At 70.0% G+C, this 21,427-nt stretch carries 21 protein-coding genes and 2 pseudogenes; 11 read left to right on the top strand and 12 right to left on the bottom strand.

Annotation, left to right across the window (positions count from 1 at the left end; genetic code table 11):
- Nucleotides 1–33 precede the first annotated feature (33 nt).
- The 4 genes from ACZ6B1_RS33760 to ACZ6B1_RS33745 form a co-directional block, all read right to left on the bottom strand.
- The gene (locus ACZ6B1_RS33760) at nt 34–285 is read right to left on the bottom strand and encodes a hypothetical protein (protein ID WP_468784579.1); all 252 of its coding nucleotides are present in this window, start codon (nt 283–285) and stop codon (nt 34–36) included.
- Between the two features lie 10 nt (nt 286–295).
- Nucleotides 296–1,072 carry an IS3 family transposase gene (locus ACZ6B1_RS33755; protein ID WP_468784578.1) on the bottom strand — a complete coding sequence of 259 codons (777 nt, stop codon included), beginning with the start codon at nt 1,070–1,072 and terminating at the stop codon, nt 296–298.
- Nucleotides 1,069–1,350, bottom strand: coding sequence for a transposase (locus tag ACZ6B1_RS33750; RefSeq protein WP_468784577.1), 282 nt, complete (start codon nt 1,348–1,350; stop codon nt 1,069–1,071). Before ACZ6B1_RS33750 ends, ACZ6B1_RS33755 begins: the two co-directional genes overlap by 4 nt.
- Nucleotides 1,351–1,769: 419 nt before the next feature.
- The gene (locus ACZ6B1_RS33745) at nt 1,770–1,982 is read right to left on the bottom strand and encodes a hypothetical protein (RefSeq protein WP_468784576.1); all 213 of its coding nucleotides are present in this window, start codon (nt 1,980–1,982) and stop codon (nt 1,770–1,772) included.
- A 1,228-nt stretch (nt 1,983–3,210) separates the two neighbouring features.
- Between ACZ6B1_RS33745 and ACZ6B1_RS33740 the strand changes: the two genes are divergently transcribed.
- Both ACZ6B1_RS33740 and ACZ6B1_RS33735 read left to right on the top strand, forming a co-directional pair.
- Nucleotides 3,211–3,465 carry a hypothetical protein gene (locus ACZ6B1_RS33740; protein ID WP_468784575.1) on the top strand — a complete coding sequence of 85 codons (255 nt, stop codon included), beginning with the start codon at nt 3,211–3,213 and terminating at the stop codon, nt 3,463–3,465.
- 222 nt (nt 3,466–3,687) lie between these two features.
- A complete protein-coding gene (locus ACZ6B1_RS33735) occupies nt 3,688–3,876 on the top strand; it encodes a VOC family protein (RefSeq protein WP_468784574.1) in 189 nt (62 codons plus the stop codon).
- Nucleotides 3,877–4,223: 347 nt separating this feature from the next.
- Here the strand turns inward: ACZ6B1_RS33735 and ACZ6B1_RS33730 are convergent, their stop codons facing one another.
- From ACZ6B1_RS33730 to ACZ6B1_RS33715, 4 genes are all read right to left on the bottom strand, one after another.
- Nucleotides 4,224–4,796 (bottom strand): GNAT family N-acetyltransferase, encoded by a 573-nt coding sequence (locus ACZ6B1_RS33730; RefSeq protein WP_468784573.1) that lies wholly within the window; start codon nt 4,794–4,796, stop codon nt 4,224–4,226.
- Nucleotides 4,797–5,381: 585 nt separating this feature from the next.
- Complete coding sequence (locus ACZ6B1_RS33725) at nt 5,382–5,522, bottom strand: hypothetical protein (protein WP_468784572.1); 141 nt, start codon at nt 5,520–5,522, stop codon at nt 5,382–5,384.
- A 283-nt stretch (nt 5,523–5,805) separates the two neighbouring features.
- Nucleotides 5,806–6,141: a hypothetical protein gene (locus ACZ6B1_RS33720; RefSeq protein WP_468784571.1), complete on the bottom strand. Its 336-nt coding sequence runs from the start codon at nt 6,139–6,141 to the stop codon at nt 5,806–5,808.
- Between the two features lie 612 nt (nt 6,142–6,753).
- On the bottom strand, nt 6,754–7,320 hold the full coding sequence (locus ACZ6B1_RS33715) for a MarR family winged helix-turn-helix transcriptional regulator (RefSeq protein ID WP_468784570.1): 567 nt from the start codon (nt 7,318–7,320) through the stop codon (nt 6,754–6,756).
- A gap of 46 nt (nt 7,321–7,366) precedes the next feature.
- On the opposite strand from ACZ6B1_RS33715, the gene ACZ6B1_RS33710 reads away from it, so the two are divergent.
- Entirely contained in the window at nt 7,367–8,083 is a 717-nt protein-coding gene (locus ACZ6B1_RS33710; RefSeq protein ID WP_468784569.1) for an SDR family NAD(P)-dependent oxidoreductase, read from the top strand.
- Nucleotides 8,084–8,354: 271 nt separating this feature from the next.
- Here the strand turns inward: ACZ6B1_RS33710 and ACZ6B1_RS33705 are convergent.
- Nucleotides 8,355–8,756, bottom strand: a pseudogene (locus ACZ6B1_RS33705) (hypothetical protein); the annotation flags it as partial.
- A gap of 507 nt (nt 8,757–9,263) precedes the next feature.
- On the opposite strand from ACZ6B1_RS33705, the gene ACZ6B1_RS33700 reads away from it, so the two are divergent.
- The gene (locus ACZ6B1_RS33700) at nt 9,264–9,803 is read left to right on the top strand and encodes a cysteine hydrolase family protein (RefSeq protein ID WP_468784568.1); all 540 of its coding nucleotides are present in this window, start codon (nt 9,264–9,266) and stop codon (nt 9,801–9,803) included.
- Nucleotides 9,800–10,711, top strand: coding sequence for a GlxA family transcriptional regulator (locus tag ACZ6B1_RS33695; RefSeq protein ID WP_468784567.1), 912 nt, complete (start codon nt 9,800–9,802; stop codon nt 10,709–10,711). Before ACZ6B1_RS33700 ends, ACZ6B1_RS33695 begins: the two co-directional genes overlap by 4 nt.
- Nucleotides 10,712–10,974: 263 nt before the next feature.
- Here ACZ6B1_RS33695 and ACZ6B1_RS33690 read toward each other — a convergent pair whose 3' ends face one another.
- On the bottom strand, nt 10,975–11,259 hold the full coding sequence (locus ACZ6B1_RS33690) for a hypothetical protein (RefSeq protein ID WP_468784566.1): 285 nt from the start codon (nt 11,257–11,259) through the stop codon (nt 10,975–10,977).
- A gap of 319 nt (nt 11,260–11,578) precedes the next feature.
- Here ACZ6B1_RS33690 and ACZ6B1_RS33685 point away from each other — a divergent pair.
- From ACZ6B1_RS33685 to ACZ6B1_RS33660, 6 genes and pseudogenes are all read left to right on the top strand, one after another.
- Nucleotides 11,579–12,549, top strand: a pseudogene (locus tag ACZ6B1_RS33685) (hypothetical protein).
- Nucleotides 12,550–13,151: 602 nt separating this feature from the next.
- Nucleotides 13,152–14,621: a sensor histidine kinase gene (locus ACZ6B1_RS33680; protein WP_468784565.1), complete on the top strand. Its 1,470-nt coding sequence runs from the start codon at nt 13,152–13,154 to the stop codon at nt 14,619–14,621.
- A 74-nt stretch (nt 14,622–14,695) separates the two neighbouring features.
- Complete coding sequence (locus ACZ6B1_RS33675) at nt 14,696–15,088, top strand: roadblock/LC7 domain-containing protein (RefSeq protein ID WP_468784597.1); 393 nt, start codon at nt 14,696–14,698, stop codon at nt 15,086–15,088.
- 3 nt (nt 15,089–15,091) lie between these two features.
- Nucleotides 15,092–15,478 carry a DUF742 domain-containing protein gene (locus ACZ6B1_RS33670; RefSeq protein ID WP_468784564.1) on the top strand — a complete coding sequence of 129 codons (387 nt, stop codon included), beginning with the start codon at nt 15,092–15,094 and terminating at the stop codon, nt 15,476–15,478.
- Nucleotides 15,456–16,079 carry a GTP-binding protein gene (locus ACZ6B1_RS33665; RefSeq protein WP_468784563.1) on the top strand — a complete coding sequence of 208 codons (624 nt, stop codon included), beginning with the start codon at nt 15,456–15,458 and terminating at the stop codon, nt 16,077–16,079. Before ACZ6B1_RS33670 ends, ACZ6B1_RS33665 begins: the two co-directional genes overlap by 23 nt.
- Entirely contained in the window at nt 16,042–16,656 is a 615-nt protein-coding gene (locus ACZ6B1_RS33660) for a GAF domain-containing protein (RefSeq protein ID WP_468784562.1), read from the top strand. Before ACZ6B1_RS33665 ends, ACZ6B1_RS33660 begins: the two co-directional genes overlap by 38 nt.
- 983 nt (nt 16,657–17,639) lie before the next feature.
- Here the strand turns inward: ACZ6B1_RS33660 and ACZ6B1_RS33655 are convergent.
- Both ACZ6B1_RS33655 and ACZ6B1_RS33650 read right to left on the bottom strand, forming a co-directional pair.
- Nucleotides 17,640–18,893: a hypothetical protein gene (locus tag ACZ6B1_RS33655; RefSeq protein WP_468784561.1), complete on the bottom strand. Its 1,254-nt coding sequence runs from the start codon at nt 18,891–18,893 to the stop codon at nt 17,640–17,642.
- Between the two features lie 1,884 nt (nt 18,894–20,777).
- Nucleotides 20,778–21,152 carry a hypothetical protein gene (locus ACZ6B1_RS33650; RefSeq protein WP_468784560.1) on the bottom strand — a complete coding sequence of 125 codons (375 nt, stop codon included), beginning with the start codon at nt 21,150–21,152 and terminating at the stop codon, nt 20,778–20,780.
- Between the last annotated feature and the right edge of the window lie 275 nt (nt 21,153–21,427).

Raw genomic sequence — 21,427 nt, 5'->3', positions numbered from 1 at the left:
GTTCCGGTCCCACCGCCCGGGGCCCGCCACGCGTCACGACGGGTGCGCAAGAGGTTCGAGCGTGTGTGCCGTGGTGATCCAGTCGATGACGGCGTGCACGGTGACGCAGTCGAGTTCGGCCAGTTTGAACACGGCCTGGACGTCCGCGGCAGCGAGGGGAACACACACCCGGTCCAGCGCACCGTACAGGCGCAGCCGGTGGGCGTGGGCGGTGGAGGTGTCCTGCCCGGGGTGGATGTCGGGCCTGGGACCGCCGGCGGCTGTCCCAGATGCTGTCGTTTCCAAAGGATCCGCCTTACGGGGTGGGAGGTGGCGCTGGAGGGGCAGCCGGGGCCTGCCCGGCGAAGCGGTCGAAGATCTCGCTGAACCGGCCCTCGGCCGACTGCCGGTCCGGCCAGGGGGACGGGCCGTGCAGGTCGCGGTGGACGCCTTCCCAGAAGGCGCCGACGACCGCATGGTCGTACCAGTCCCCGACGGTTGCGTGGACGGGCGCGCACTGCAGTGAGCCGGCCCGCTCGGTGAAGGAGCAGCCCGGCAGGCTCTCGCACCCGGCCCGGGCGGCGGGTTCGGCGTGGTCGGCGCGGGTGACGGCGGCCATGAGAGCGCGGTGCACGAGCGTGCGGTGGGCTGCCGCGGCGGTGCTCCAGCCGATCAGGCGGCGCGAGCCGGTGTCGAGGACGACGGCCGTGTACAGGGGGCCCTGAAGCGTGGTGACGGCCAGCACGTCGGCAACCCAGCGCCGGCCGGGCGTACGGGCGCCTTCGGGCGGGATCTGTTCGCGCGGCCTTCCTGCCTGGCCGCGGATCCCGGCCCCCTTCATGACGGCCTCCACGGTGGTGTGGCCGACGTCGATGCCGTAGCGGCGGCCGAGTTCCTGCATCACCCTGCGGTATCCGTAGGCGGAGCCGGACTCCGAATGGATGTCCAGGATCAGACGGGTCAGCCACGCCCGGCGCAGCGCGCGGGGGAAGGGGGTGCGGGCGCGCCAGGCGTAGTATCCGGACTCCGAGACGTCCATGAGTGCGGCGAGGTGGCGTGCGGTGAATCCGTACGACGCCAGGCCGTGGATCACCTCGTAGCGTCTTTTGGGGGCATCATCTGCCGCAACGTGGCGATGACTTCGCGGCACAACAGGATTTCCTTCTCCAACTCGCCGATGCGGGTGCGGGCCCGTGCCAGGTCCGCCCCCGACGAAGCGGAGCGCCGCCAGCGGTACACGGTCTGCGCAGAGATGCCCAGTTGCCGCGCCACTTCCTTCACCGGACGCCCCTCCAAGGCCAGTTGCTCTGCGCGGGCGCGCAGTGCTGGGGGGTGAGGACTGCTCACTGGATCTGGATCCCACTCGTTCATGCCGCCGCCGAAGGACGGGTGATGAGGACCTTGCCCCGGGAAACGGTTCACTGCCTGGCGCCTGCCTGAGGCCTGCCTGAGGCCTGCCTGACGTCTGCCTGACGTCTGCCTGGCGCCTGCCTGGCGCCTGCCTGACGTCTGCCTGAGGCCTGCCCGACGTCTGCCTGGCGCCTGCCCGAGGGACGCCGACGGGCCCCGGCGCCCGCCCGACGTGCGAAGTCCGACGCACCCCGCGGTGCGTCCTTCGCTCAACGGGCGGGCGCCGCAGGGACCCTGGCACCGGCGGCAGGCAGTCTCCGTCCGGCACCGGCACCGGCCGTGTCCACCACCCGGCAGGCCGTGTGCCTCGATCCCCGCGGCTCCGCGCCACAGGGACACGCCCTGACGGGCGTGCCCCCGCGGCTGCGTCAGGGGCCGTGCTACTGCCGGACGCTGATGGCCTGGGAGGCCTGGGACTGGGCGACCGCGAACGGCGAGTACTGGTTCACCGCCGCCGACTCGTTGTGGGCGTCCACGTGCGCGATCTTCTTCGAGACGGTCGTCATCTTCGTGAAGCTGAACGAGAACTTGCCCAGCGCCTCGCGGCCGGGGAGCAGTTCGGCGGTCTCGGCCTCAAGCAGGTCGTTGTTCATGAGGAAGCCTTTCAATGAAGGAGGGGATGTACGCGAAATCAGGAGCCGGGCCAGACGGCGAACACACCAACTGCCCGCCGCCGACTGCGCTCCACCCCCGTCCGGCGCCACCGGCCCCGGGTCTGCCGGCCACTGCAGAAGCCGCGGACCGGGCGCGATGGCGTCGCACGGATCCCGTACGGGAACTGTCGCTGCGGACGGCAGGGCCATGCGCAACCCCGCCGTCCGGAGCCTCCGGACGATTCGTCCGGAGAGCGTGGACGGTAGCGGAAGGGGAACGCTCAACGCAAACCGCTTATATGCGACATACGTTCAAAAGCGTGTGCCTGTTCCCTTCCTCGCCTCGACACCTCAACCACCCGCCCTCCGTGGCGCGTTGGGGTCGCCGCTCCTGCCGGCCGACGGCGTGCGGGCATGAGGGCGGCACCGGCCGGGCCCGCCCGCCACCCCTGCCGCAGCATCGAGACGCCCCCGTCCCGGAATCAGCAGTCGCAGCCAGCCGCAGCCAGTCGCAGCAGCGCCGTGAGGCCGGCGGCGGGCCCAGGCTCCCGCCGTTCGAGGGCATGGCCCGAGGTGCACCACCGTCGACGTCCCCCTCCTGGAGCCCCGGCCGGGCCCCTGGACGGTCATCCCCCTGTCTGCTCGACGCCGCGCCGCGCCGGAGGTCTCCTGGTGGCCCTCCTCCTGCGTGGCCGCCGTGCGGCGGCCGGACGGCGACACGCCAGGCTCTGCGTGTCCTTCCCTCTGCGGGGGGCCGGCAGGCATCTTTCAGCGAGAAATGCACTCCACGAAAGTCAGGGCAGTACCGAAACCCGCCTCATCGGTTTCTCTGCGGGCCGCCGCACACTTTCTCATCGCATGACTCCGAAAAACCGAGGCAATTCCTGACGGTGTATCAACACCATCAGTCTCAACGTGTCGCACTCTTACGAACCGGCTTATGCGGTCGGGGAGTTCACCTGGTCGGACGCCTTCGCCGAGCAGGGCACAGATTCCCGAAAAGGGCAGGGCGGCGCCACTGAGCTGCCGTTCTCGACATCACGGCCCCATGCCCGACGAAATTGATGGGAACTCAGTCCGCAACGAAGGGCGAGGCATTTGTGTAGCGTCTGGATCAGCGGCAGGGTTAAACCAGCCCTGGTGTTTGAAAGGAGATCAGGTGAAGACCATTGCTAAGGCGGTAGCAGGCACGCTTATTGCGGCCGGCGCTGTCATGGCGCCTCTCTCGATGGAGGCATCCGCGGCCCCGGCGGCGGTCCACACGACGGCAGTGGCGCCCTCGTTCCACCCGGGCAACCACCACGCGTACGGCTACCGCCACGTCGATGACTGGCGGCGGGGCTGCGACGACGACCGCTACGACGGCTACGGCCGGTTCGACCGCCGGCATCACCGCAACCACTGCCGCTACGACCGCTGGGACGACTGGGGCCAGTACCGGTACGGCAACCACCACCGTGGCTCCAACTGGGACTGCGACTGACGGTCTTTGAGTCCACACCACGTCCGAGCCGCCCGCGGTCAGCGCCCCTGACCGCGGGCGGCGGCCCGCCCACGTCGCCCCGCCCTCCGGGCCGTTCGCGAAGCGGCGCGCTCCCACGCCCCGCTCCGCTCCACGGGCTGGCCGATCGGCGCACGGGAGGGCAGCGGGGGAGAGAGGCAGGCAGTCGGGTGACGTGTGCGGGCACTGCCGTAGCGTGGGGGCATGGCGAGGTTCGACGCTGTCCAGGTGAACCGGTGGTGCGACGACGTCGACAGCCTGCACCGGGCGGCACTCGACGCGGGAGGCGAGCCACTGACGACTCCCACCGACTCCCCGGACGGCCGCCTTCGATATGCCTGGCTGCGTGACCCCGAAGGGCACCGAGTGAAGCTCGTGCAAGAGCGCGGCTGAGCCTGCGCCACCGCGCACGCCCGCCTCGACGGTGTCGACGCGGAAGGCGGCGTGTTCGTGGCCCGGCAGGCAAGCCCTCGCCTGCGGGCCTGCGCGAGCCGCGCGTTCAGGCTGAAGCAATGGGACGAGCCGGTTCTGTGGCATTCCCGTGCGGTCGGGGCCGCGATGATGCAGGCGATGGCCGCGGTGTCGGCCTCGGCGGGGTTCAGTGTCGAGGACGCGCGCGACGCATACCGGCCGCAGCAGTTGCGGGCCCCTGCCGGACCGCCGTCCCCACAGCAGCCGCTCTGGTCGCTTCGCGATGACGAGATGATCTTGCCCGGCCGGCAGACAGCCCGTCGGATCGCTCAGCTGCCGGCCCTCGCTGCCGGCCTGGTGGATGCGCCGACGACGCCGTAGGCACGGTCGCCCAGGGTGAACCCTCCCAGGGGGACCATGCCGAAACCGTCCACGTGGACGTGCCACGACACCTGGTTGGCCAGTTCGATGAAGGCGACCATCACCTCGGCTCGTGGTGAGGCTGCCCGGAGTGCCGCCGTGAACAGTCCCCTCGCCACTCCCTTCCCACGGTAGGCGGCGGCGACCACCACGGGCCCGTAGAGCAGGAAGGAAGTGGAACGCAGCGGGCGTTGCTGCCACTGGAGTGAATCCTGCGCGTCCAGCAGTGCCTGGACCGGCGGGGGCGCACCGTAGGTGTTCTCCGGGGAGACCAGCCCCAGCAGGCCGGCCAGGTGCCCGTCGTCGTCCGCGACGAGCAGGCTCCCCTCCTCAGCCATCGCGCGCAGGGTGCCGGCATCAAAGCCGCCCTGCACGAAGCCCTGCTGCTCACGCTCCTGCTCCGTGAGCGCGTCATGGTGGTGGGCCGCGAAAAGCTCGGCCATCGCCGGGGCATCGGCCGCAACGGCATGTCGATAGTTCATGACATAAATCCTGCCGGGTGCCGCGGCCCGTGCGCAGCCCCGCCACTTTCGGCGGGGCGCCGCACGACACGGCTGGAGCCCCGGGTCGGTTGTCACGGCCCCAGGCGGGCTGACATCAGTGTCTGCCATCGACCAGCGCGAACGGTGCCGACCGACGTCGAAGGTCAACGGCTGACAGGCCGGGGCCTCGAGCGGGTCGACCGACGCCGCCCACCCCCCCCGTGAGCGTAAGGACGAGGGGGAGAGCGGTGTGCAGATCCCAGGACGGACGCTCGGTGCTGCCGGCGACACCTCGACCGGCCGTCAGCGTCCCCGTCGGCACACCGCCAGGACGATCCCGATCACAGCCAGTACCGCGACCAGGACGACGAACCATGTGGGCATCAACTCGAGCCCTTTGTAGGCGATGGGGCCGGTCATGGGCATCGGACCTCCGTAGGCGGGGGAGCAATCTTCGCCTGCCCGTCACCAAGATCGAGATGCGTCGCCCGGCAGACACCACTGCACAGCAAGCGGTATGAGGCTGCACATGGCGGAGCACCGGCGCCCGAGCGGGAATCTCGCCCGCGGAGCTGATCGGGCGGCTCAGCGGACCCGGTCGTGGACGAGGGCCGGCGTGCCGTGCTCGCCCGCGGCCTGGCTGACGAGTGTCCGCTGCCCTGCCGGCAGGCCGTCGAAGAGGCGGGGCCCGCCGCCGAGGAAGACCGGGAAGTCCGTGAGCGCCATCGCTGGACGGACCCGAGTTCGACCGGGTGGCCTGATGACCTGCGGCGGTTTCGCCGGCTGCTGGAGCGCTCCCTGAGACGGTTCGCAGCCGACGGCGAGCCTGGCGCCGGGATGCCTGTAGCGGGGTCCTTTGCACTTCATGGTGTGAGCCGCTGCCACTGCGGCGAGCTTTCGGCGCACCGGGGGAGTGGCGATCCGTGCCGGCCGTCAAGAACGCCGTGCCCGCCTCTCGTCGCTCATGCCGGTAGGGGCACGGGCACTGGGCGCTGCGCAGGCTGCCGGTTCACTCCGGGTGGGCCACTGCCTCTTTCTGCAGGTGCACCGCCGCGAGCAGGCTCAGTTCCGGCTCCGCCTGGCGCAGTGCCTTCACCGCCGTGACCGAGGCGATGTCACCGGTGAAGCCGACGGCGGCCAGCCGCAAGCGGACCCAGCGGGCGCGCAGTTGGCTCTCGGTCGCGGCGGCGGTGGCCTCCACGAGAGCGGCGGCATGTTCCAGACCCGGGCGCTCCTGGGGTGAGGCTTGTTCCAGCGCCTGTCGCAGGGCCGCCGCGACCACGTCCGCGTCCCGTACCGTCAGCACGACGTTGTTCTTCTTGCCCAGTCCCATGAATCCCGTCATGCACATCAGCGTGACGGTCATGTCCGCGGCAGACCAAGTGACTTGAGGAGCTTCAGAGGAGCGCGTCGCCCTTGCGGCCCCGTGCACCCGTTGACGGGCACAAAAGTGCGCGGGCGACGGCACCGGCGTCAAACTGCCGGCACGGTGTCCTCGACGGGGGTGCCCGCGCCGCAGTGCGCCACCACGAGTGGAGGCCGCGTCCGCGTCGTCCCCGGAGTTCCGGTACGAGCGATCAGCGCCGGCGTGGATCGGGGTCGGGTGCGTCGTTCACGCTCAGCAGGGGACGGTCAGTCCGGCCTCGCGCAGGCGCAGCAGGGGCCGTTGTCCATGCACTCGGCGACCGAGGCCCCGTCCGCTCTCAAGCCGCCGGCCAACGGGCCGCCGCCGGCGGCGAAGGTCCACGCGGGCCGCCCTTCTCGCGGGCGTTCCGCATCGACCCGGATCATGGCTGCCACACCCTGCTCGCCGAGCCACTCCAGAATGAGCGGCGTTGCCTCCTCCACGCCAACAGGTCAGGGCAGCAGCCGCCGGGCCTCGATCCGCAGCAGAAGCCGGTCCCGTGTCCGACCGGACGGCGGGTGGCTGATGAGCAGGTGAATCGGGCGGGCCGGTTCAGCGCTCTGCGGGGGCCGTGCGCCGGCGGACGTCGGTCATCAGTTTGTCCAGCAGTTCGATGAACGCGGTGCGTTCACGTGCCGACAGGCAGCTGACGAGTGCGGCCTCCCGGCCGAGTACGGCGTCGACGGATCGTTCGATGAGCGCGTGGCCTTCGGCCGTGAGGTTCACCAGGACGGTCCGGCGGCCGGTGGTCCCAGGTGCTCGCTGGACGAGGCCGTCGCGTTCGGCTCGGGCGACGCGCTGAGAAATCGCTCCCGCGGTCACCAGCGTCCTGGTTGCGATCTCTCGGGTGCTGAGGGTGTAGGGCGGCCCGGATCGGCGGATGACGGACAGCAGGTCGAGGGTGGCCGCGTCGATCCTCGCCTCGCGCAGCACTCGGTTGCGGTCGTCGGCGAAGAGCTTGGCCAGCTGCCGGACGGGGGTGACGATCTCGATCGATCCGGTCGGGGTGCCCGGTCGTTCCCGCCGCCAGGCCGCGGCGATCTCGGCGGCGGCGGAGTGGGCAGGCGCGGGGTCCCCCGAGGCGATGGCGGCGTCGGACACGGTGCGATCCCCTGTCATCGTCAGCTATGTTTAGGTCTAAACGTAGCAGTGAGCAGGAGGATCCTTGACCCGCACCGTGCTCATCACCGGAGGCACCAACGGCATCGGCCGTGCCATCGCCCGAAGGTTCGCCGCCGACCGGGCAGAGGTCTTCATCACCGGCCGCACCCCCGACACCGTCGAACAGACCGCCAAAGAACTGGGCGTGCACGGCGTCGTCTGCGACGCGTCCGACCCCGGGCAGGTCGAAGCGTTCGCCGCCCGGCTCAACGAGCTGGACGTCCTGGTCAACGCCGCCGGCGGCCTGCCTCAGACGACCTCCGGCGAAGGATCGGCACTGGAGGTGCTGCTCGCCCAGTGGCATGCCAACCTGGCGCAGAACCTCCTCACCGCGGTGCTGACCACGACCTCGGTCCAGGACAAGCTCACCAGCGCCAGCTCCATCATCAGCATCGGCTCGATCGGCGCCGAACGCCGAGGCGGCTCCTACGGAGCGGCCAAAGCCGCCCTGGGCGCATGGAACGCCTCACTGTCCGCCGAACTCGCTCCCCAGGGCGTCACCTGCAACGTCATCTCCGCGGGCTACATCACCGACACCAACTTCTTCCACGGCCAACTGAGCGACGAACGCCACCGCGCTCTGGTGGAAGAGACCCACAACAAGCGACCCGGCACGGTCGACGACATCGCCCAAACGGCCTACTTCCTCGCCTCCCCAGGAGCCCGTCACATCACCGGCCAGACCATCCACGTCAACGGCGGCGCCTTCACCACGCGGTAACCCCAGCAGGCCGGGGGCGTCAGAACAACGCTCACGAACCCGATCACTCACGAGGGCAACGTCCCGGCCGTCAGGCGGCCTTCGTAGGGATCACGTGGCTCCCCAAGACACACGCGATCACCACGAAGGCCGTGCGGGTGAGCCCGCCGCACCACGGCATCTCCGAGGAGGCGTTCGCTCAACCATCCCGCCTGCAGGGCGAGTTCACGACCCGTCCGTCCGCTCGCGGCGATGAACTGCTCGAACCGACCGACGCGTTGTCGTGTGCGGCTGGGCCGGTGGCTCCGGCCCGCGCGGCGGCTGCCGCCTCCAGCAGGGACCAGCCGTCGATCTCCACCGCCCGCCGCGCCCCCGGCTGCCACCCGCGGGTCGACGCCGCGTCGAGCAGGGCTCTCACGGCGCCGGGCTCGTGCAGGTTCAGGCAGGCACCCCGGACGTAACCCACGTCTCCAGAGCCCAGGGGAGCCCCGCCCGGAACGTACCGGCCCGGGCCTTCGAAGAAGACGATGCGCAGTGGGGCACCCGTGCCGGCAGGCTGCGGGTACAGCATGAGGGCCTCGCAGCAGGACCGGCTGCCGTCCACCACACTCCGGCTATGACGGTGGCGGAGCGTCCACAGATACGTGCACCCGTCGGCAACCAGCCGACGCGGCCTCTTCAACTTGCGGGGCACAAAGCCGAGAGTACGCGGCCCGATCCACAAGGTCCTCGCTGTGCCCTCTTGTGAGGTGGGATCCGAGGTTGGATCCGCCGGCGGCAACGGCCTGCGCGTCTGCTCGGGTGATCGTCACATCGCGGCGTGCCGGTCGAAGAAACTCCGAGGAGGGCTGTCGAATCCGGGCCGGCCGATCGACGTAAGGGTGTCAGGTAACTCCCGTCCGCCGATCGGTGAACCTGAAACGGCTGGACCACGCGTGACGAGGACGGCCCCACCTGCGCCTTCCACCCCGTCCGCCTGGACGGCGGCTCCACCGTCCGCGTCCCCATCGGTATCGGCCGCGCCACTCACAAGGCCTGCACCAGGACCGGGCAGGCATACGGGTGAGCCAGGTGAGACAGGAGATGTCGGCTGCGAAGGCGAGCCGCTTTCAGCGGCCTCCTGGCAGGTGACCGGATCGTTCCGGTCTCGGCCCCGATCATGCCTGTCGGCCCCGAGTCTGCCCAGGCCAGACTGGTGGACATGAGACGAGCCTTGATCGTGATCGATGTCCAGGAATCCTTCCGCGCCCGCCCCCTGTGGGAGCAGATCGCCAACCCCGATATCGCCGAGCCGGTGAACCGGCTGGTGCGCACCGCGCGGAACAACAATGATCTGCTGGTCTGGGTGCTGCACACCGAGCCCGGCAGCGGTGACGTGTTCGACCCGGAACGGGGACACGTCCGGCTACTGAAGGAGCTGGAGCAGCCGAGGCCGGGAGAGCCCGTGCTGTACAAGACCTCGCACAACGCGTTCACCACCACCGACCTGCAGCAGCGGCTCACCGAGGCCGGGGTCGGCGAGCTGTGGGTCTGCGGCATCCGTACCGAGCAGTGTGTCGAGACCACCGCCCGGATCGGCAGCGACCTGGGATACGAGGTCGTGTTCGTCGCCGATGCGACCACGACCAACCCGATCGGCGACCTCAGCGCCGAGGCGATCACCGAACGCACCCTGGCCGTCCTGCGGGACCGCTTCGCCCGGATCGCCACGGTGGATGAGCTGGCAGCATCACCGGTATGAGCCGTGTCGTCTTCGTCCTGCTGCCCGCAGTCCACCTGCTCGACCTGGCCGGCCCGGCCCAGGCATTCTCCACCGCAGTGGCCTTCGGGCAGCCGTACGACCTCGACTACGTCGCCGAGGAACCCCGGATACGCAGCGCCCAGGGCCTGCCGCTGACCGCCCGCACCACCTGGCCCGAACTCGGCCCAGGCGACCTTCTCGTGGTCCCCGGATGGAGCGCGCCCACCCTCAGCGGCGGGCCCCGCATCAGCCGTGAGACCGCCGGGCGGCTGCGCGCGCACCACGCCGCGGGCGGCACCGTCGCCAGCGTCTGCGCCGGAGCGGAGGCCCTGGGGCAGGCCGGGCTCCTCGACGGCCGCCGCTGCACCACCCACCACCAGCTCCAGGACGAACTGGCCGCCCGCCACCCACGGGCGACGGTGGTCCGCGACGTCCTGTTCTCCACCGACGACCGGATCGTCACCTCCGCCGGCATCGCCAGCGGCATCGACCTCGCCCTGCACCTGCTGGCCACACGCCACGGCCCCGCCCTCGCCGCCCGCGTGGCACGCGAGATGGTCATCTACACCCGCCGCAACGGCAACGAACCCCAAGCCAGCGCCATGCTCCGCCACCGCAGCCACGTCGACGACACCGTGCACCGCATCCAGGACCTGATCGACACCCACTACGCCGAGCCGCTGCCCCTCACCCGCCTGGCCGCCCACGCCGGCGTCAGCGCCCGCACGCTCACCCGCCAGTTCTCCCGGGCCACCGGCGGCCTCACCCCGCTGCGCTACCAGCAGACCCTGCGCCTGGAGCGAGCCGAACACCTGATCAGCCAAGGCTCCACCATCGAGTCCGCGGCCCGGCAGGTGGGCTTCGAGGACGCCCGCATGGTGCGCCGCCTGCGATCCCGGCCCTCCTGACACGCCGGCGCGGCGTTCACTCCGTCTCGACCCGGCCGAGGTGTGCCGTCTGACGGGGACGGGACCTGCCTGGTCGCGGGCGGTGGGCTACCTCGCCGCCGACCCGCCCACCCCGTGCTGGAGGACTCGGCCGGGGGAGGGGGGCAGACGGGCGGCTTCAGGCTCGGCACCCGGGGACTTCAGACCCCGGGTGCCGACGCCCGCCGATCTCGACCAGACACGGCGGCACTGTCGTGTCCACGAACGTGAGGCGGCCGGCCTCGTCAGCGCGGCCACCCCTCCAAGGGGGCGCCGGAACCGGACTCGAACCTCGTGCCGAGGTCGTACCGCGCGATTCCGAACGGCTGAAAATCGACATCGGCAAGGACTCGGTAGAGGAACTCAGAGGTGGACATGCCATACCGATCCCATCCGTCGACGTCATTGGACCGCGCGAGAACAGGACACTCGCCCGGCCGCTCGGCATCGATCAGCCAGAAGTACTCGTCGGCCCATTGGGTGGAGCCCCACCCGACCAGCCCCTGGCCGTCCGGCGCGTAGATTCGCATACGGCTCGACGGCGGAGACGCCTGCGAACCTGCTGTCCTGGTCGACGGACAGGTGGACCCGCCACTGTCTCAGGAAGTCGAACGTCCCGAGACCCTCGTCGCGCCCCAGGAAATAGACGGAATCACCGAAGACGCCGCCACCGAACACCTCGTAGAGCTCCTTGTAGTCCGCCGGCAGCGGACCCCCCCGGCTCTGCCTCGATCGCCGCCCAGTCGACGGAGATCCCGAGCGGCTCCCACCCGGTCAGCTCGATCACTCGCTGAACCCACATGCACCAGTCTTTTAGCACCGATCTTCGTGTGGCTCCCTCGAGCCTCGATGCGGCAGGTGTGCCGGACCCGGACGCTCACGTCCGCGCAGCGGTCCGCCTCCTCGGCCCGTCCGCCTTCCGGGGGACTTCCGGCCCTGCTGGTGGCTCCGCCGAGGTCAGGGGAGGGCGTTGCGCAAGTAGGCGGGCAGTATCTGGCAGATGGCTGGATCCGCTTTCCAGCCGGGGTCGGTGAGGTGGCCGGGAGTGATGACGGACTGGCTGCCGTCGTCGGCGCGCACGACGACACGGAACGTCTCACCCCGGCTGTCCCGGCCGGCGAGGTACGCGGCGAGGACGGCCCGCCCCAGCTCGGTGGGGTTCGCACCGGTGGTCGCGCGGCCGAAGTCTTTGCAGATCCGGAGTGCCGCGAAGCCCTGCGGACCGTGCAGCAGCAGGCTCTGCTCCGCCGCTGCGACCTGGTCGCCCGCTACGAGTCCTGGGCCGCCGCGAACAACACCTCGTTCCGCGTCGTCGGCGGCGCCGACAAGGCCCTCGAAATCGCCGTCCTGCGAGCTCCGTTCATGTTCTGGCAGCGTACGGGTGGCTGGACGACATCACGGGCCTGGCCCTCTACGCCGACACGGCGCTGCAGCGCTACATCCCCTACTTCCACCAACTCGGCACCCAGCTGGGGTATGTCAGTTCCCCCACCCGGCACCTGGCCGGACTCCTGCGCTACCCGGACGCCGGCGAGCCCCGTACGTTCGTCCCGCGCGACATCCCGATGCGTTTCGATCGTGACGCCATGCCGGACATCGACCGCTGGGTCCACCGCCACGGCAGCCGGCTGCTGTTCGTCAACGGCGCCCAGGACCCCTCGGTCGCCGAGTCCTTCCGGCCCGGCGTCAGGGACTCCCGCCTCCTGTGGGCGCCCGACGCCAACCACAGCACCGCCATCGCGGAACTGTCCCCCGCCGACCGCGCGGAGGCCATCGGCATGCTGACCCGCTGGGCAGGGGGCACGTCACCCTCGGCGTGAATGAAGAAGAGCGCAGGGGGTCCTCGACGTCGTTCTCGCGGAGTCGGCTGACGCTGCAGGGCCTCAAGGCCATCTGGACGGCGCACAAAGGCAGCGGGTCTTCGGCCCGGCTCCACCCTTGCGGCTCTCCGCAACCTCAACACCATCACGGTCATGCGTACCACCTCCGTGTCCGGGGGAACGGGTGTGCCGCCGCCCTAGAGGAACTTGTAGAGAGAGGAACACGGTCGAGGGTCTGATCAACAAGCTCGAGGCCCGCAAGGCATCTCCGCCTGGTACGACAAGACCCCAGACAGCCACCTCGCCAGCCTCCACCTGCGCGCCTCGACGATCAGAGCAAAAGACCTCACCCGGAGTCTCCACTCCCAGGTCCGGGACGGCCGCCACAAAAAGCATTCAAAGTGCAACGGTTCGATCTCTGTACGCGCCAGGGCTGACACCGGGGTCCTGGTGCGCGATACCGTGCGCGCTCGGCCCGATCATCGTACTGTCCGGGGACTGTTATGCCTGATCCTTCCATGCCGCCGGACGACCGGCCGGCGTCACCCGTGACGCCCCGTGTGACGGGCGAGCCGCCGGCCGGATCCTTGAGGCGGCGCCTGGTGCTGTCGTCCGTGCTGCCGGCGGGCGTGGCCGCCGTGACCGGTGCGGTGGCCACCGCACCGGTCCACGGCGGCCACCTGGACCAGGCGTACCAGGGCGCGGTGTTCGGCGCCGTGCTGCTCATCGGCACCATGGCGGCCGCGATCGCGGGCATCCGGTCTTCGGCACAGGCACGAGCAGTCACCAAGCACTGGGCGGAGCTGTCCCGCGCAGCCGACCGAAACCGTGCCGAGCTGGCCGAGCTGACCCGCACCACAGCCGAGGGCAGGGCCGAACTGGAGTCGCTGTGCCGACGGTTGCGGGCCGGGGAACGGCCTGTACGGCGCCGGCCGGAACTCCCGCCGCAGACCGGCCCGGACGAACTCTCCCGCCTCCGATTCGAGATCGCAGTGGCCCGACACGAGGCGCAGACAGCCCTGCTGGAGACCGCCACCTCCGCGATCGGTGCGGAACACTACTCCCGGCTGGAGCAGTTCGAGGTATTCGCCAACCTGGCGCGCCGCCTGGAGTCCCTGGTGCACCGCGAGATCGGCCTGCTCGACGACCTGGAGAACGAGGTCGAGGACCCCGACCTGCTCAAGGGACTGTTCCAGGTGGACCACCTGTCCACCCGCATCCGCCGCTACGCCGAGAACCTGGCCGTGCTCGGCGGCGCGAACACCCACCGCCAGTGGACCCGCCCCGTCAGCCTGACCGACGTGCTGCGCTCCGCCGTCGCCGAGATCGACCAGTACGCCCGCGTCAAGCTGGTCCCGCCCGTCGAGGGATCGGTCAGCGGCCACGCCGTGGTCGACGTCGTCCACCTGCTGGCCGAACTGCTGGAGAACGCGACGGTCTTCTCACCGCCCCAGACCACCGTCCACGTCCGGGTCGAGCCCGTCGCCGCGGGAGTGGCGATCGAGGTCGAGGACCGGGGCCTGGGCATGTCCCCGGCCGAGCGCGGCCAGATGAACACCGTACTGAGCGCACCCGACAAGGTCGCGCTCGGCGAACTCCTGCAAGACGGCCGCATCGGCCTGTACGTGGTCTCCGTCCTGGCGCAGCGGCACGACATCGCCGTGCAGCTGCAGAGCAACGTCTACGGCGGCACCCAGGCCGTCATGGTGCTGCCCCAGGCACTGCTCGGCCCGCAGCCGACAGCTCCCGCGCCGACCCTGCACACCGTCCCGGCCCCGGCCACGCAGTCGCACGACCCAGCAAAGACCGAAGCGGTGGATTCCCAAGCGACAGAGACGACCGCCGCCGCGGATCCGACCGCGCCCGATCCCGGACCCGAACCCGCCCCGCTCCCCACCGACGGCGAGGACGACCGCCCGCGGCTGCCTCAGCGCCGCCGCCAGGACCACGCCGCCGAAGCACCGCAGCCGGTCCGTGACGTCGGCGCTGCCGAGGACACCGCACACGACCCCGGCCTGATGGCCGCATTCCGGACCGGACTACGCAGGGCCGAGGAAACCGAGGCGCCCTGATGGCCGAGGCCGCCCCGAAGACCCAAGGCCCGTGCAGCACAACGTTTCCTTCTGCCGAAGAGGAGTACACGATCGTGGCGAGCGAAGACCTTTCCTGGCTGTTGACGGGTCTGGTGAACCGGGTGCCGCACACCCGAAGCGCGTTGTTGCTGTCCTCGGACGGGCTGGTGAAGGCAGCGGAGGGACTCGAGAAGGACGCCGCGGACCAGTTGGCCGCGCTCGCCAGTGGGCTGTACTCGTTGGCACGCAGCGCGGGCCGGCACTTCGACGACGGCGGTGACGTGCGACAGATCGTGACGGAGCTCAGCACCTCACTGCTGTTCGTCTCCTCCGCCGGACACGGCGCGGTGCTGGCAGTACTGGCCGGACGCGATGCGGACGCCGCGGTACTGGGCTACGAGATGGGGATGATGGTGAAGAGCGTGCGCCCGCACCTGGCCACACCGCCCCGGCACCCGGTGGGGTGAACGATGACGCCGGTCCTCCCAGACGGACCGCAACTCGACGAAGCGGCCGGCCGGCTGGTCCGCCCCTACACCGTGAGCGACGGCCGGACCAGGGCCACGTCCCACTTCACGCTGGTCACCACGGTGCGGGCCACCGGCGCCCAGACCCAGGGCACGTTCGGCCTGGAGCATGCGCAAGTGCTGACACTGTGCGAACAGCCCGTCAGCGTTGCCGAGGTAGCGGCCCGGATGCGGGTGCCCGCCGCCGTGGTCAAAGTACTGCTGTCCGATCTCGCCGAGGGAGGCGCGGTGGTCACGGGCGATACGCACCCGACACCCACGGGCCACTCCGCACGACCTGATCGAGACCTCCTGGAAGCGATACGCGATGGCCTCCTCAAACGACTGTGACCCGCTGCCCGCCGAACCCCTGCCAGCAGGCCTCAAGGTACTGATCGCCGGCGGGTTCGGCGTCGGAAAGACCACCTTCGTCAACGCGCTCAGCGAGATCGAGCCGCTGAGCACCGAGGAGATGCTGACCGCCGTCAGCGCGGCCACCGACCGGCTGGACGGAGTGGAGAACAAAGCCACCACCACGGTGGCCCTGGACTTCGGCCGGATCACGCTCAGTCCGTCCCACATCCTCTACCTGTTCGGCACACCCGGGCAGGAGCGCTTCTGGTTCCTGTGGGACGAACTCTCCGAAGGAGCGCTCGGGGCGGTGGTCCTCGCCGACACCCGCAGGCTGGAGCACTCCTTCGCGGCAGTGGACTTCTTCGAGCGGCGCGGCATCCCCTTCGTCGTCGCCGTCAACGAGTTCGACGGCGCTCACCGCTACCGCGGGGAGGAGGTGCGGACCGCGCTCGACCTCCGGCAAGAGGTGCCGGTGCTGCTGTGCGACGCCCGCGTCCAGAACTCGGGCATACGCGTACTGCTCGATCTGGTTCAGCATCTGATCACGACAAGGAGTTCCCATGGCAGCCACACCGACCAACCCACCGTCCGGGCCTGAGTCCGGGATCGCCCTGCGCCACCTGCTCCTCCCCCCCGAGGATCCACAGGTGCGTACCCGATCCGAGCGGCTGCGCGAGCTGGGCGTCTCCGCTCGCCCGGATGCCGAACTCGACGCCTTCGCACGGGAGCTGGCACACCGTACCGGCGGCTGCTACGCCGGAGTCAACTTCTTCCTCGACGCCGACCGCCAGTACTTCGCAGGCCTGTACAGCGCCGCGCAGGAAACCACGGCTCACGTGGGGCCGCCGTTGCTCGAGGAACCGGTGCCCGGCCGCATCATGCCCCGCGACATCGACATGGGCATCTGCCCGCACGTGGTCAAGCGCCGCCGGGCGCTGGTACTGGAGGACATCCGGGACTTCCCCCGGTTCGCCGGCAACCCGGTGGTCGACGCGATCGGCGTTCACTCCTACCTTGGCGCACCACTGATAGACAGCACCGGCGTGGTACTGGGCACGATCTGCGTGGTCGACCAGGACCCACAGCCATGGGGACGCCAGGGACTGGAAACCATAAAGGCCATGGCCGCCGAACTGGTCGAGCGACTGGAGAAGTCGGCGAACCACCACAGCTGACCGACGTGTCGGACTCGCACGCGACCGCCCCGAAACGGCGCCCACGGTGTTCCCCTCTCAGCGGCTGCCCGCCAAAGGGCAAGGGCCGAGCAGATTGTGCAACCTGCTCACGACCACCCACACACCGAAGTCACGGACCTGGTGCCCCCCGGGCGTCGGTGCCGGCGATGCGGCTCGACCCAAGGGACCTCACTCGCCGACGCGTTCGCCGGCACCCGCCATGTCCTCGTACCCGCCTCCGGCCCCCGATCGTCGAGGCGGGAGCCGGACGCGGCCTCACCCGCCTGACATCCGCGTCATCTGACGCCATCAGCCCTGCGGCGGTCAGGGCGTACTCGAGAGGGTGCCGGCCGGGCGACGCGGTGCAGTGGGAGGCCCCCCGGCACCCCGCACCGCTTCCGCAACGCCCCCGCCACCGAACCGATGCGCACCCTGTGGATCCACGCCACCGCCGACGCCCCCCGGCACCCTCGTCGAAACCGGCGTCACCGCACGCGCGGACGCCGAACACGCCAAGACCGCCGCATGCCGCGCCTGAGTCCACGACGACCCGAGCACACGAAAGAACCGGACACCGTGATCACCGAGATCACCCAGATCGAGATACCCCCCGTCCAGGACCAGGACTTCGACGGGGCCTTCGCGCAGACCCTGCCGTTCTTCTCTTCCTCGCCGCCGGGAGCCGCCACGCAGCCGAGCCGCACCACAGTGCCGAACACCCCTCGCGCTACCGGCTCCTGGTCCGACGGACGACGGACGACGGACGGCGGACGGCGGACGAACACCACACCGTCACCTCCCGTGCCTCACAGGGGCTGCACCGATGGCGCACACTGACCCGACCGCACTTCGCCGCTGCACCACAGGTCAAGCACCTGCACACGCCCCCCCCGGCTCCGTGACGACGTCCCGCGGCGGACGGTCGATGCCCCGACATGGGCACCCGCACCGGGCCAGGTGCCCCCGGACAGATCGACAAGAGGTCAGTCGGGCCGCCGGGCGCGGTGACGGCGCTGGACGAGCAGCACGCCGGCTCCCACCGCTACCGCCGCAGCAGCCACGCCGGCGGCCGGCAGCGCCGAGGAGCCGGTCTCCGCGAGGTTGCCGCCGCCCGTCGTCCCGCTGTCCGCCGTCCCGCCGGCGACCGCGGAGGACGATCCGCCGTCCGAGCCGCCTGCCGAGGTGCCCGTCGAGCCGTTCGATCCGCCCACCGATCCGTCGGAGCCACCCGACCCGTCCGACCCGTCCGAGCCACCTGCCGAGCCGGAGGAGCCACCGCCCGCGACGTCCAGGGTGATGTCGGCCCGGTCGTTGGCCTTGTCCGGATCGAACGGCCGGGCCTCGGTGCTCAGGGCTATGGACCCCTTGGCGCCGGGCACCCGCTTGTCGATGCGCAAGTCGAAGGCGTAGGTCTCCCCGCTGCCTTCGTAGAGCGACCGCATGCCGCAGACGTACGCCCCGTCCTCGACCCGGCAGAAGGTGCCCCGCTTGACGACCGACGTTCCGGCGGGAGGAGTGATCACCACGCGGACGGCCTCGTCCCCTTCCCTGGGCCACACCCAGGCGGGCCCGGCGTTGGTGAACGTCACCTTCATCGTGACCGTGTCCCCGACGCTCCCCCTGAGCGCCGCACCCGTCACCTGATAGTCGGCCGTGTTCACCGTGGTGACGGGCACGTCGACGACGCGCGCCGACCCCACGCCCCCGGCCTCCGCCGCAACGAGCCTCACAGGCACTGCGGTTCCCGCCACCGGGTCACTGCCGTTGTCATCAGCTCCCGGATCAGCACTCTCGACACGCAGCCGCAGTTCGTCGTTGAGCGCGCGGTCCAGAGCCGTGACGCGCAAGGGCCTGTCGGTCGTGTAGACGGCGCCGGGTTCCACCGCCTGGTCGAACGCGCACACCGCAGTCCACCGCTCGGGCATCTCGTCGTAGGGCCGCACGTGCTGCACCTGGCAGTTGGAGGGCACCTGGGCGAAGTCGAGTCCTCGGGTGACGGAGTAGGCGACCCACACCTTCTCGGCCCTCACCGTGCCCTTGTTCGCCACGGTGGCCGGAACGTCGATGCCGTCTCCCGGCCTCAGCCCGCTGACCGGCGCGACGCCCCCGACGACCAGATCGGGGGTGTTCTCTTCGCCGTGGGCCGCAGGTGTGCCGGCCAGTGCCAGAAGACCTGCTGCGCCGAAGGCGGCGACAGAAGACCAGAAAGCGCGACGGGCTGGTGAGGGTGTCGGCACGGGGAAATCCTTTGCTGGGGGCGCGAGTGAACGGACTGTGTCTCCGAGGGAACGGTCCCCGCTCGCTAGACTCCCGCCGATCGCGAACGGTTGCCCAACCGGCGCAGGGCAACCGCGGCCGGCCCGTGGATCAAGCGGTGAGCAGCCCCGGCAGGGCGCCGCGGGCGAAGCCGGTCCACTGTTCCCAGGCGTGGGCGAGATCCATGAGGGAGAAGTCGTCGTGATTGCGGTGCGATGACCTGCAGTCCGACGGGCAGGCCCGCCTCGTCGAGCACGCCATACAGAACGATCTCCGAGCGGTCGTACGGCACGGAGGTTGCCCTGGCCGTCGAGCCCTTCGCCGAACAATACGTATCCCCGGCCGGGCCGGGACCGAGATCGCGCGCTTCTGCGCGCCGGCCGCTCGCGAGTTCCCCGGTCGCTACAGCACGATCATGCAACTGGCCCGCTGAGCGGACCGGGTACGGCCGGGGCGCCAGGGCACCCCGACTACCTACGCCCACCGTATGCCGATGGCGGAGAGTTGCTGTCCAGGAGCGGTTTTTCTGACCAGTAGTTCGTGGGTTCGCCTGGGCTGATCAGTTTGGTGCCTGGTGGTGGTAGCGCTTCATGCCCCGGTTGTTACGGCTCGGTGACGGAGGGAATGAGGGCTTGGGCTCTGTGCTGAGCTGACGCTTTGTCAGGTGGAGTGAGTCTTGGCCATGTGTGGTCAGTTTCTCCGCATGGTGATCAGGTTCGTTGAGTGTTCGTATGCGCTGGTTGTGGTGTTGGTGGGGTGGTTGAGCCAGTACAGGGCAGTGTCCATGGATCGAGGCTGGGGCGCGGCCTTCCCAGTTGCGGTGCAGCGCGACGCCCGCTCCCTACCTGCACCAGTACCCCGTCGCCATCATGAGGACGACGTGCGTCAACGGCATCGTCGTGAGCTCTGCCTGACCCAGACGCTCTGCACCGCTCGACAGCGGCCCGGCTTCCTCGCCCGGGGCCGCTGCTCGTTTCGGAACGATCCCGGGCCACCGTCAGCCTCGCGCGCTGCGACCATGCAGCTGGACCGCGTCCATACGCTCAGGGCATGACGATGACGCCGCAGGAGCTCAAGGACCAGAAAGAGGCCCGGGATATTGCCTGATGTGGCGACGAGCGCGGCGGCTGCGGCTCGGGGGCCGGGACGGGCCGGGTCTGGTTGCCGGAGGCCGGGTTCGCCGGACTGGATGATGGTTCGGCGAACCCGGCCAGGGACGGTCAGAAGTACTGGTGAGCGCCGGGCATGAAGGCGGGCGTGGGGGTCAGTTGACGAATGTGAATTCCTGGGCGTGGCTGGTCAGCACGACCGGGGCGAGCAGTCCGGTAGTGCTCCACTCCCTCGATGCTCTCCTCGCTCTCCGCCAGAGCCTTGACTGCGGCGCGGCCCAAGGAGCGGGAAAGCCAGCCCTGGCCGTGGCAGCCCGCGCCGTGAGACGACGTCCTCGGCTAGGAGTTCTTGGAACTCGGCGACTTCCTCGAAGACAGCGGCGGACGACCTCAACGCTGCGCTTGCTGATGGCTTCGCCTGACTCAGGCACGAAGGGACCGCATCCATCAGCCGATCGGCGGGGTGAAAGCGATCGGTGGCCCCCGCGCGCATGCCGCTGCAGACGCTTGGCCCGGCCGGGAGGAGGCCGCTCGGACGCTGTGGTGGTTGCTCGAGGTCGTCTGCTTCACAGCGCGCGAGAGATTCGCCGGTCATCGGCCAGTTGGTAGTAGAGACGCGCTCCGTTTCGGTCGGGCGAGCAGCGCTAGCGACCAGGCCATCCGAAGGGCGGCCTGCAGGGAGGCATTGATCAACCCCGAAGCAGCGGCGGCCCAGCCCAGGAACGGGGCCACAGGCTGCGGTGATCGTCGTGAGGGTCAGGGCTGATTGCTCTTGGTGGGAGCTTCGGCTGTGAGCGAGGCGCCATCGTCGATGGGCGGGAGCTTCATCCTCTCGTCCTCGGCCTTTTCTTTGCCGAACAGGTAAAGATCCATCTCGGTGCTTGCCGACATCTGGCCTCGGCACTTCTCGGGTGCTTCTTCTTCGCCTGGGTCCCAGTCGTGAGGGTGGGCGAGGATGACCTCGGCCCACGCGTCTATGCATGCCTTGCGCCAGGCTGTGTCGTACAGCTCGGGCGCGGTCCTGATGCTTTCGGTGGGCTGCGCGGCCTCTCCGTCGGCTGCACTGCTGCATCCGGCGGTTGCGACAGCGACGGCAAGTAGGGCCGTAGATACAGCACTTCGAGCGAACATGGCTGCCCTAGGGGTTCTTGATCATTTGGGAACAGTACGCGTGTCTTTGCCTGGCTTCGTCGGTGCTCAGCGCATGCTCGCGCTGCTTCAGTAGCTGTGCGTAGGTCTCCCGCCGGGAGCGACGTGACGGTACGGAACGTCCTTGGTCCAATTCGATCGACAGGTCCGCACTTCTTCAGCAGCGATGGGGTGCTGCCGTCGCACTCTCATCCAGGCACTAGTTGTGTCCAGGACCGCAGGCATCGACTTTGCGTTCGCCCGCGAGTTGCGGGTCG

The organism is Streptomyces sp. NPDC041129 (assembly GCF_055592265.1).
This window is presented reverse-complemented; position numbering and strand designations above follow the sequence as displayed.

What these genes read in the sequence shown, in the direction of transcription:
- ACZ6B1_RS33750 (WP_468784577.1), bottom strand. Translation starts at nt 1,350, where the DNA reads ATGAACGAGTGGGATCCAGATCCAGTGAGCAGTCCTCACCCCCCAGCA.
- ACZ6B1_RS33745 (WP_468784576.1), bottom strand. Translation starts at nt 1,982, where the DNA reads ATGAACAACGACCTGCTTGAGGCCGAGACCGCCGAACTGCTCCCCGGC.
- ACZ6B1_RS33740 (WP_468784575.1), top strand. Translation starts at nt 3,211, where the DNA reads ATGGAGGCATCCGCGGCCCCGGCGGCGGTCCACACGACGGCAGTGGCG.
- ACZ6B1_RS33735 (WP_468784574.1), top strand. Translation starts at nt 3,688, where the DNA reads ATGGCGAGGTTCGACGCTGTCCAGGTGAACCGGTGGTGCGACGACGTC.
- ACZ6B1_RS33730 (WP_468784573.1), bottom strand. Translation starts at nt 4,796, where the DNA reads ATGAACTATCGACATGCCGTTGCGGCCGATGCCCCGGCGATGGCCGAG.
- ACZ6B1_RS33725 (WP_468784572.1), bottom strand. Translation starts at nt 5,522, where the DNA reads ATGGCGCTCACGGACTTCCCGGTCTTCCTCGGCGGCGGGCCCCGCCTC.
- ACZ6B1_RS33720 (WP_468784571.1), bottom strand. Translation starts at nt 6,141, where the DNA reads ATGACGGGATTCATGGGACTGGGCAAGAAGAACAACGTCGTGCTGACG.
- ACZ6B1_RS33715 (WP_468784570.1), bottom strand. Translation starts at nt 7,320, where the DNA reads ATGACAGGGGATCGCACCGTGTCCGACGCCGCCATCGCCTCGGGGGAC.
- ACZ6B1_RS33700 (WP_468784568.1), top strand. Translation starts at nt 9,264, where the DNA reads ATGAGACGAGCCTTGATCGTGATCGATGTCCAGGAATCCTTCCGCGCC.
- ACZ6B1_RS33695 (WP_468784567.1), top strand. Translation starts at nt 9,800, where the DNA reads ATGAGCCGTGTCGTCTTCGTCCTGCTGCCCGCAGTCCACCTGCTCGAC.
- ACZ6B1_RS33690 (WP_468784566.1), bottom strand. Translation starts at nt 11,259, where the DNA reads ATGCGAATCTACGCGCCGGACGGCCAGGGGCTGGTCGGGTGGGGCTCC.
- ACZ6B1_RS33670 (WP_468784564.1), top strand. Translation starts at nt 15,092, where the DNA reads ATGACGCCGGTCCTCCCAGACGGACCGCAACTCGACGAAGCGGCCGGC.
- ACZ6B1_RS33665 (WP_468784563.1), top strand. Translation starts at nt 15,456, where the DNA reads ATGGCCTCCTCAAACGACTGTGACCCGCTGCCCGCCGAACCCCTGCCA.
- ACZ6B1_RS33660 (WP_468784562.1), top strand. Translation starts at nt 16,042, where the DNA reads ATGGCAGCCACACCGACCAACCCACCGTCCGGGCCTGAGTCCGGGATC.
- ACZ6B1_RS33650 (WP_468784560.1), bottom strand. Translation starts at nt 21,152, where the DNA reads ATGTTCGCTCGAAGTGCTGTATCTACGGCCCTACTTGCCGTCGCTGTC.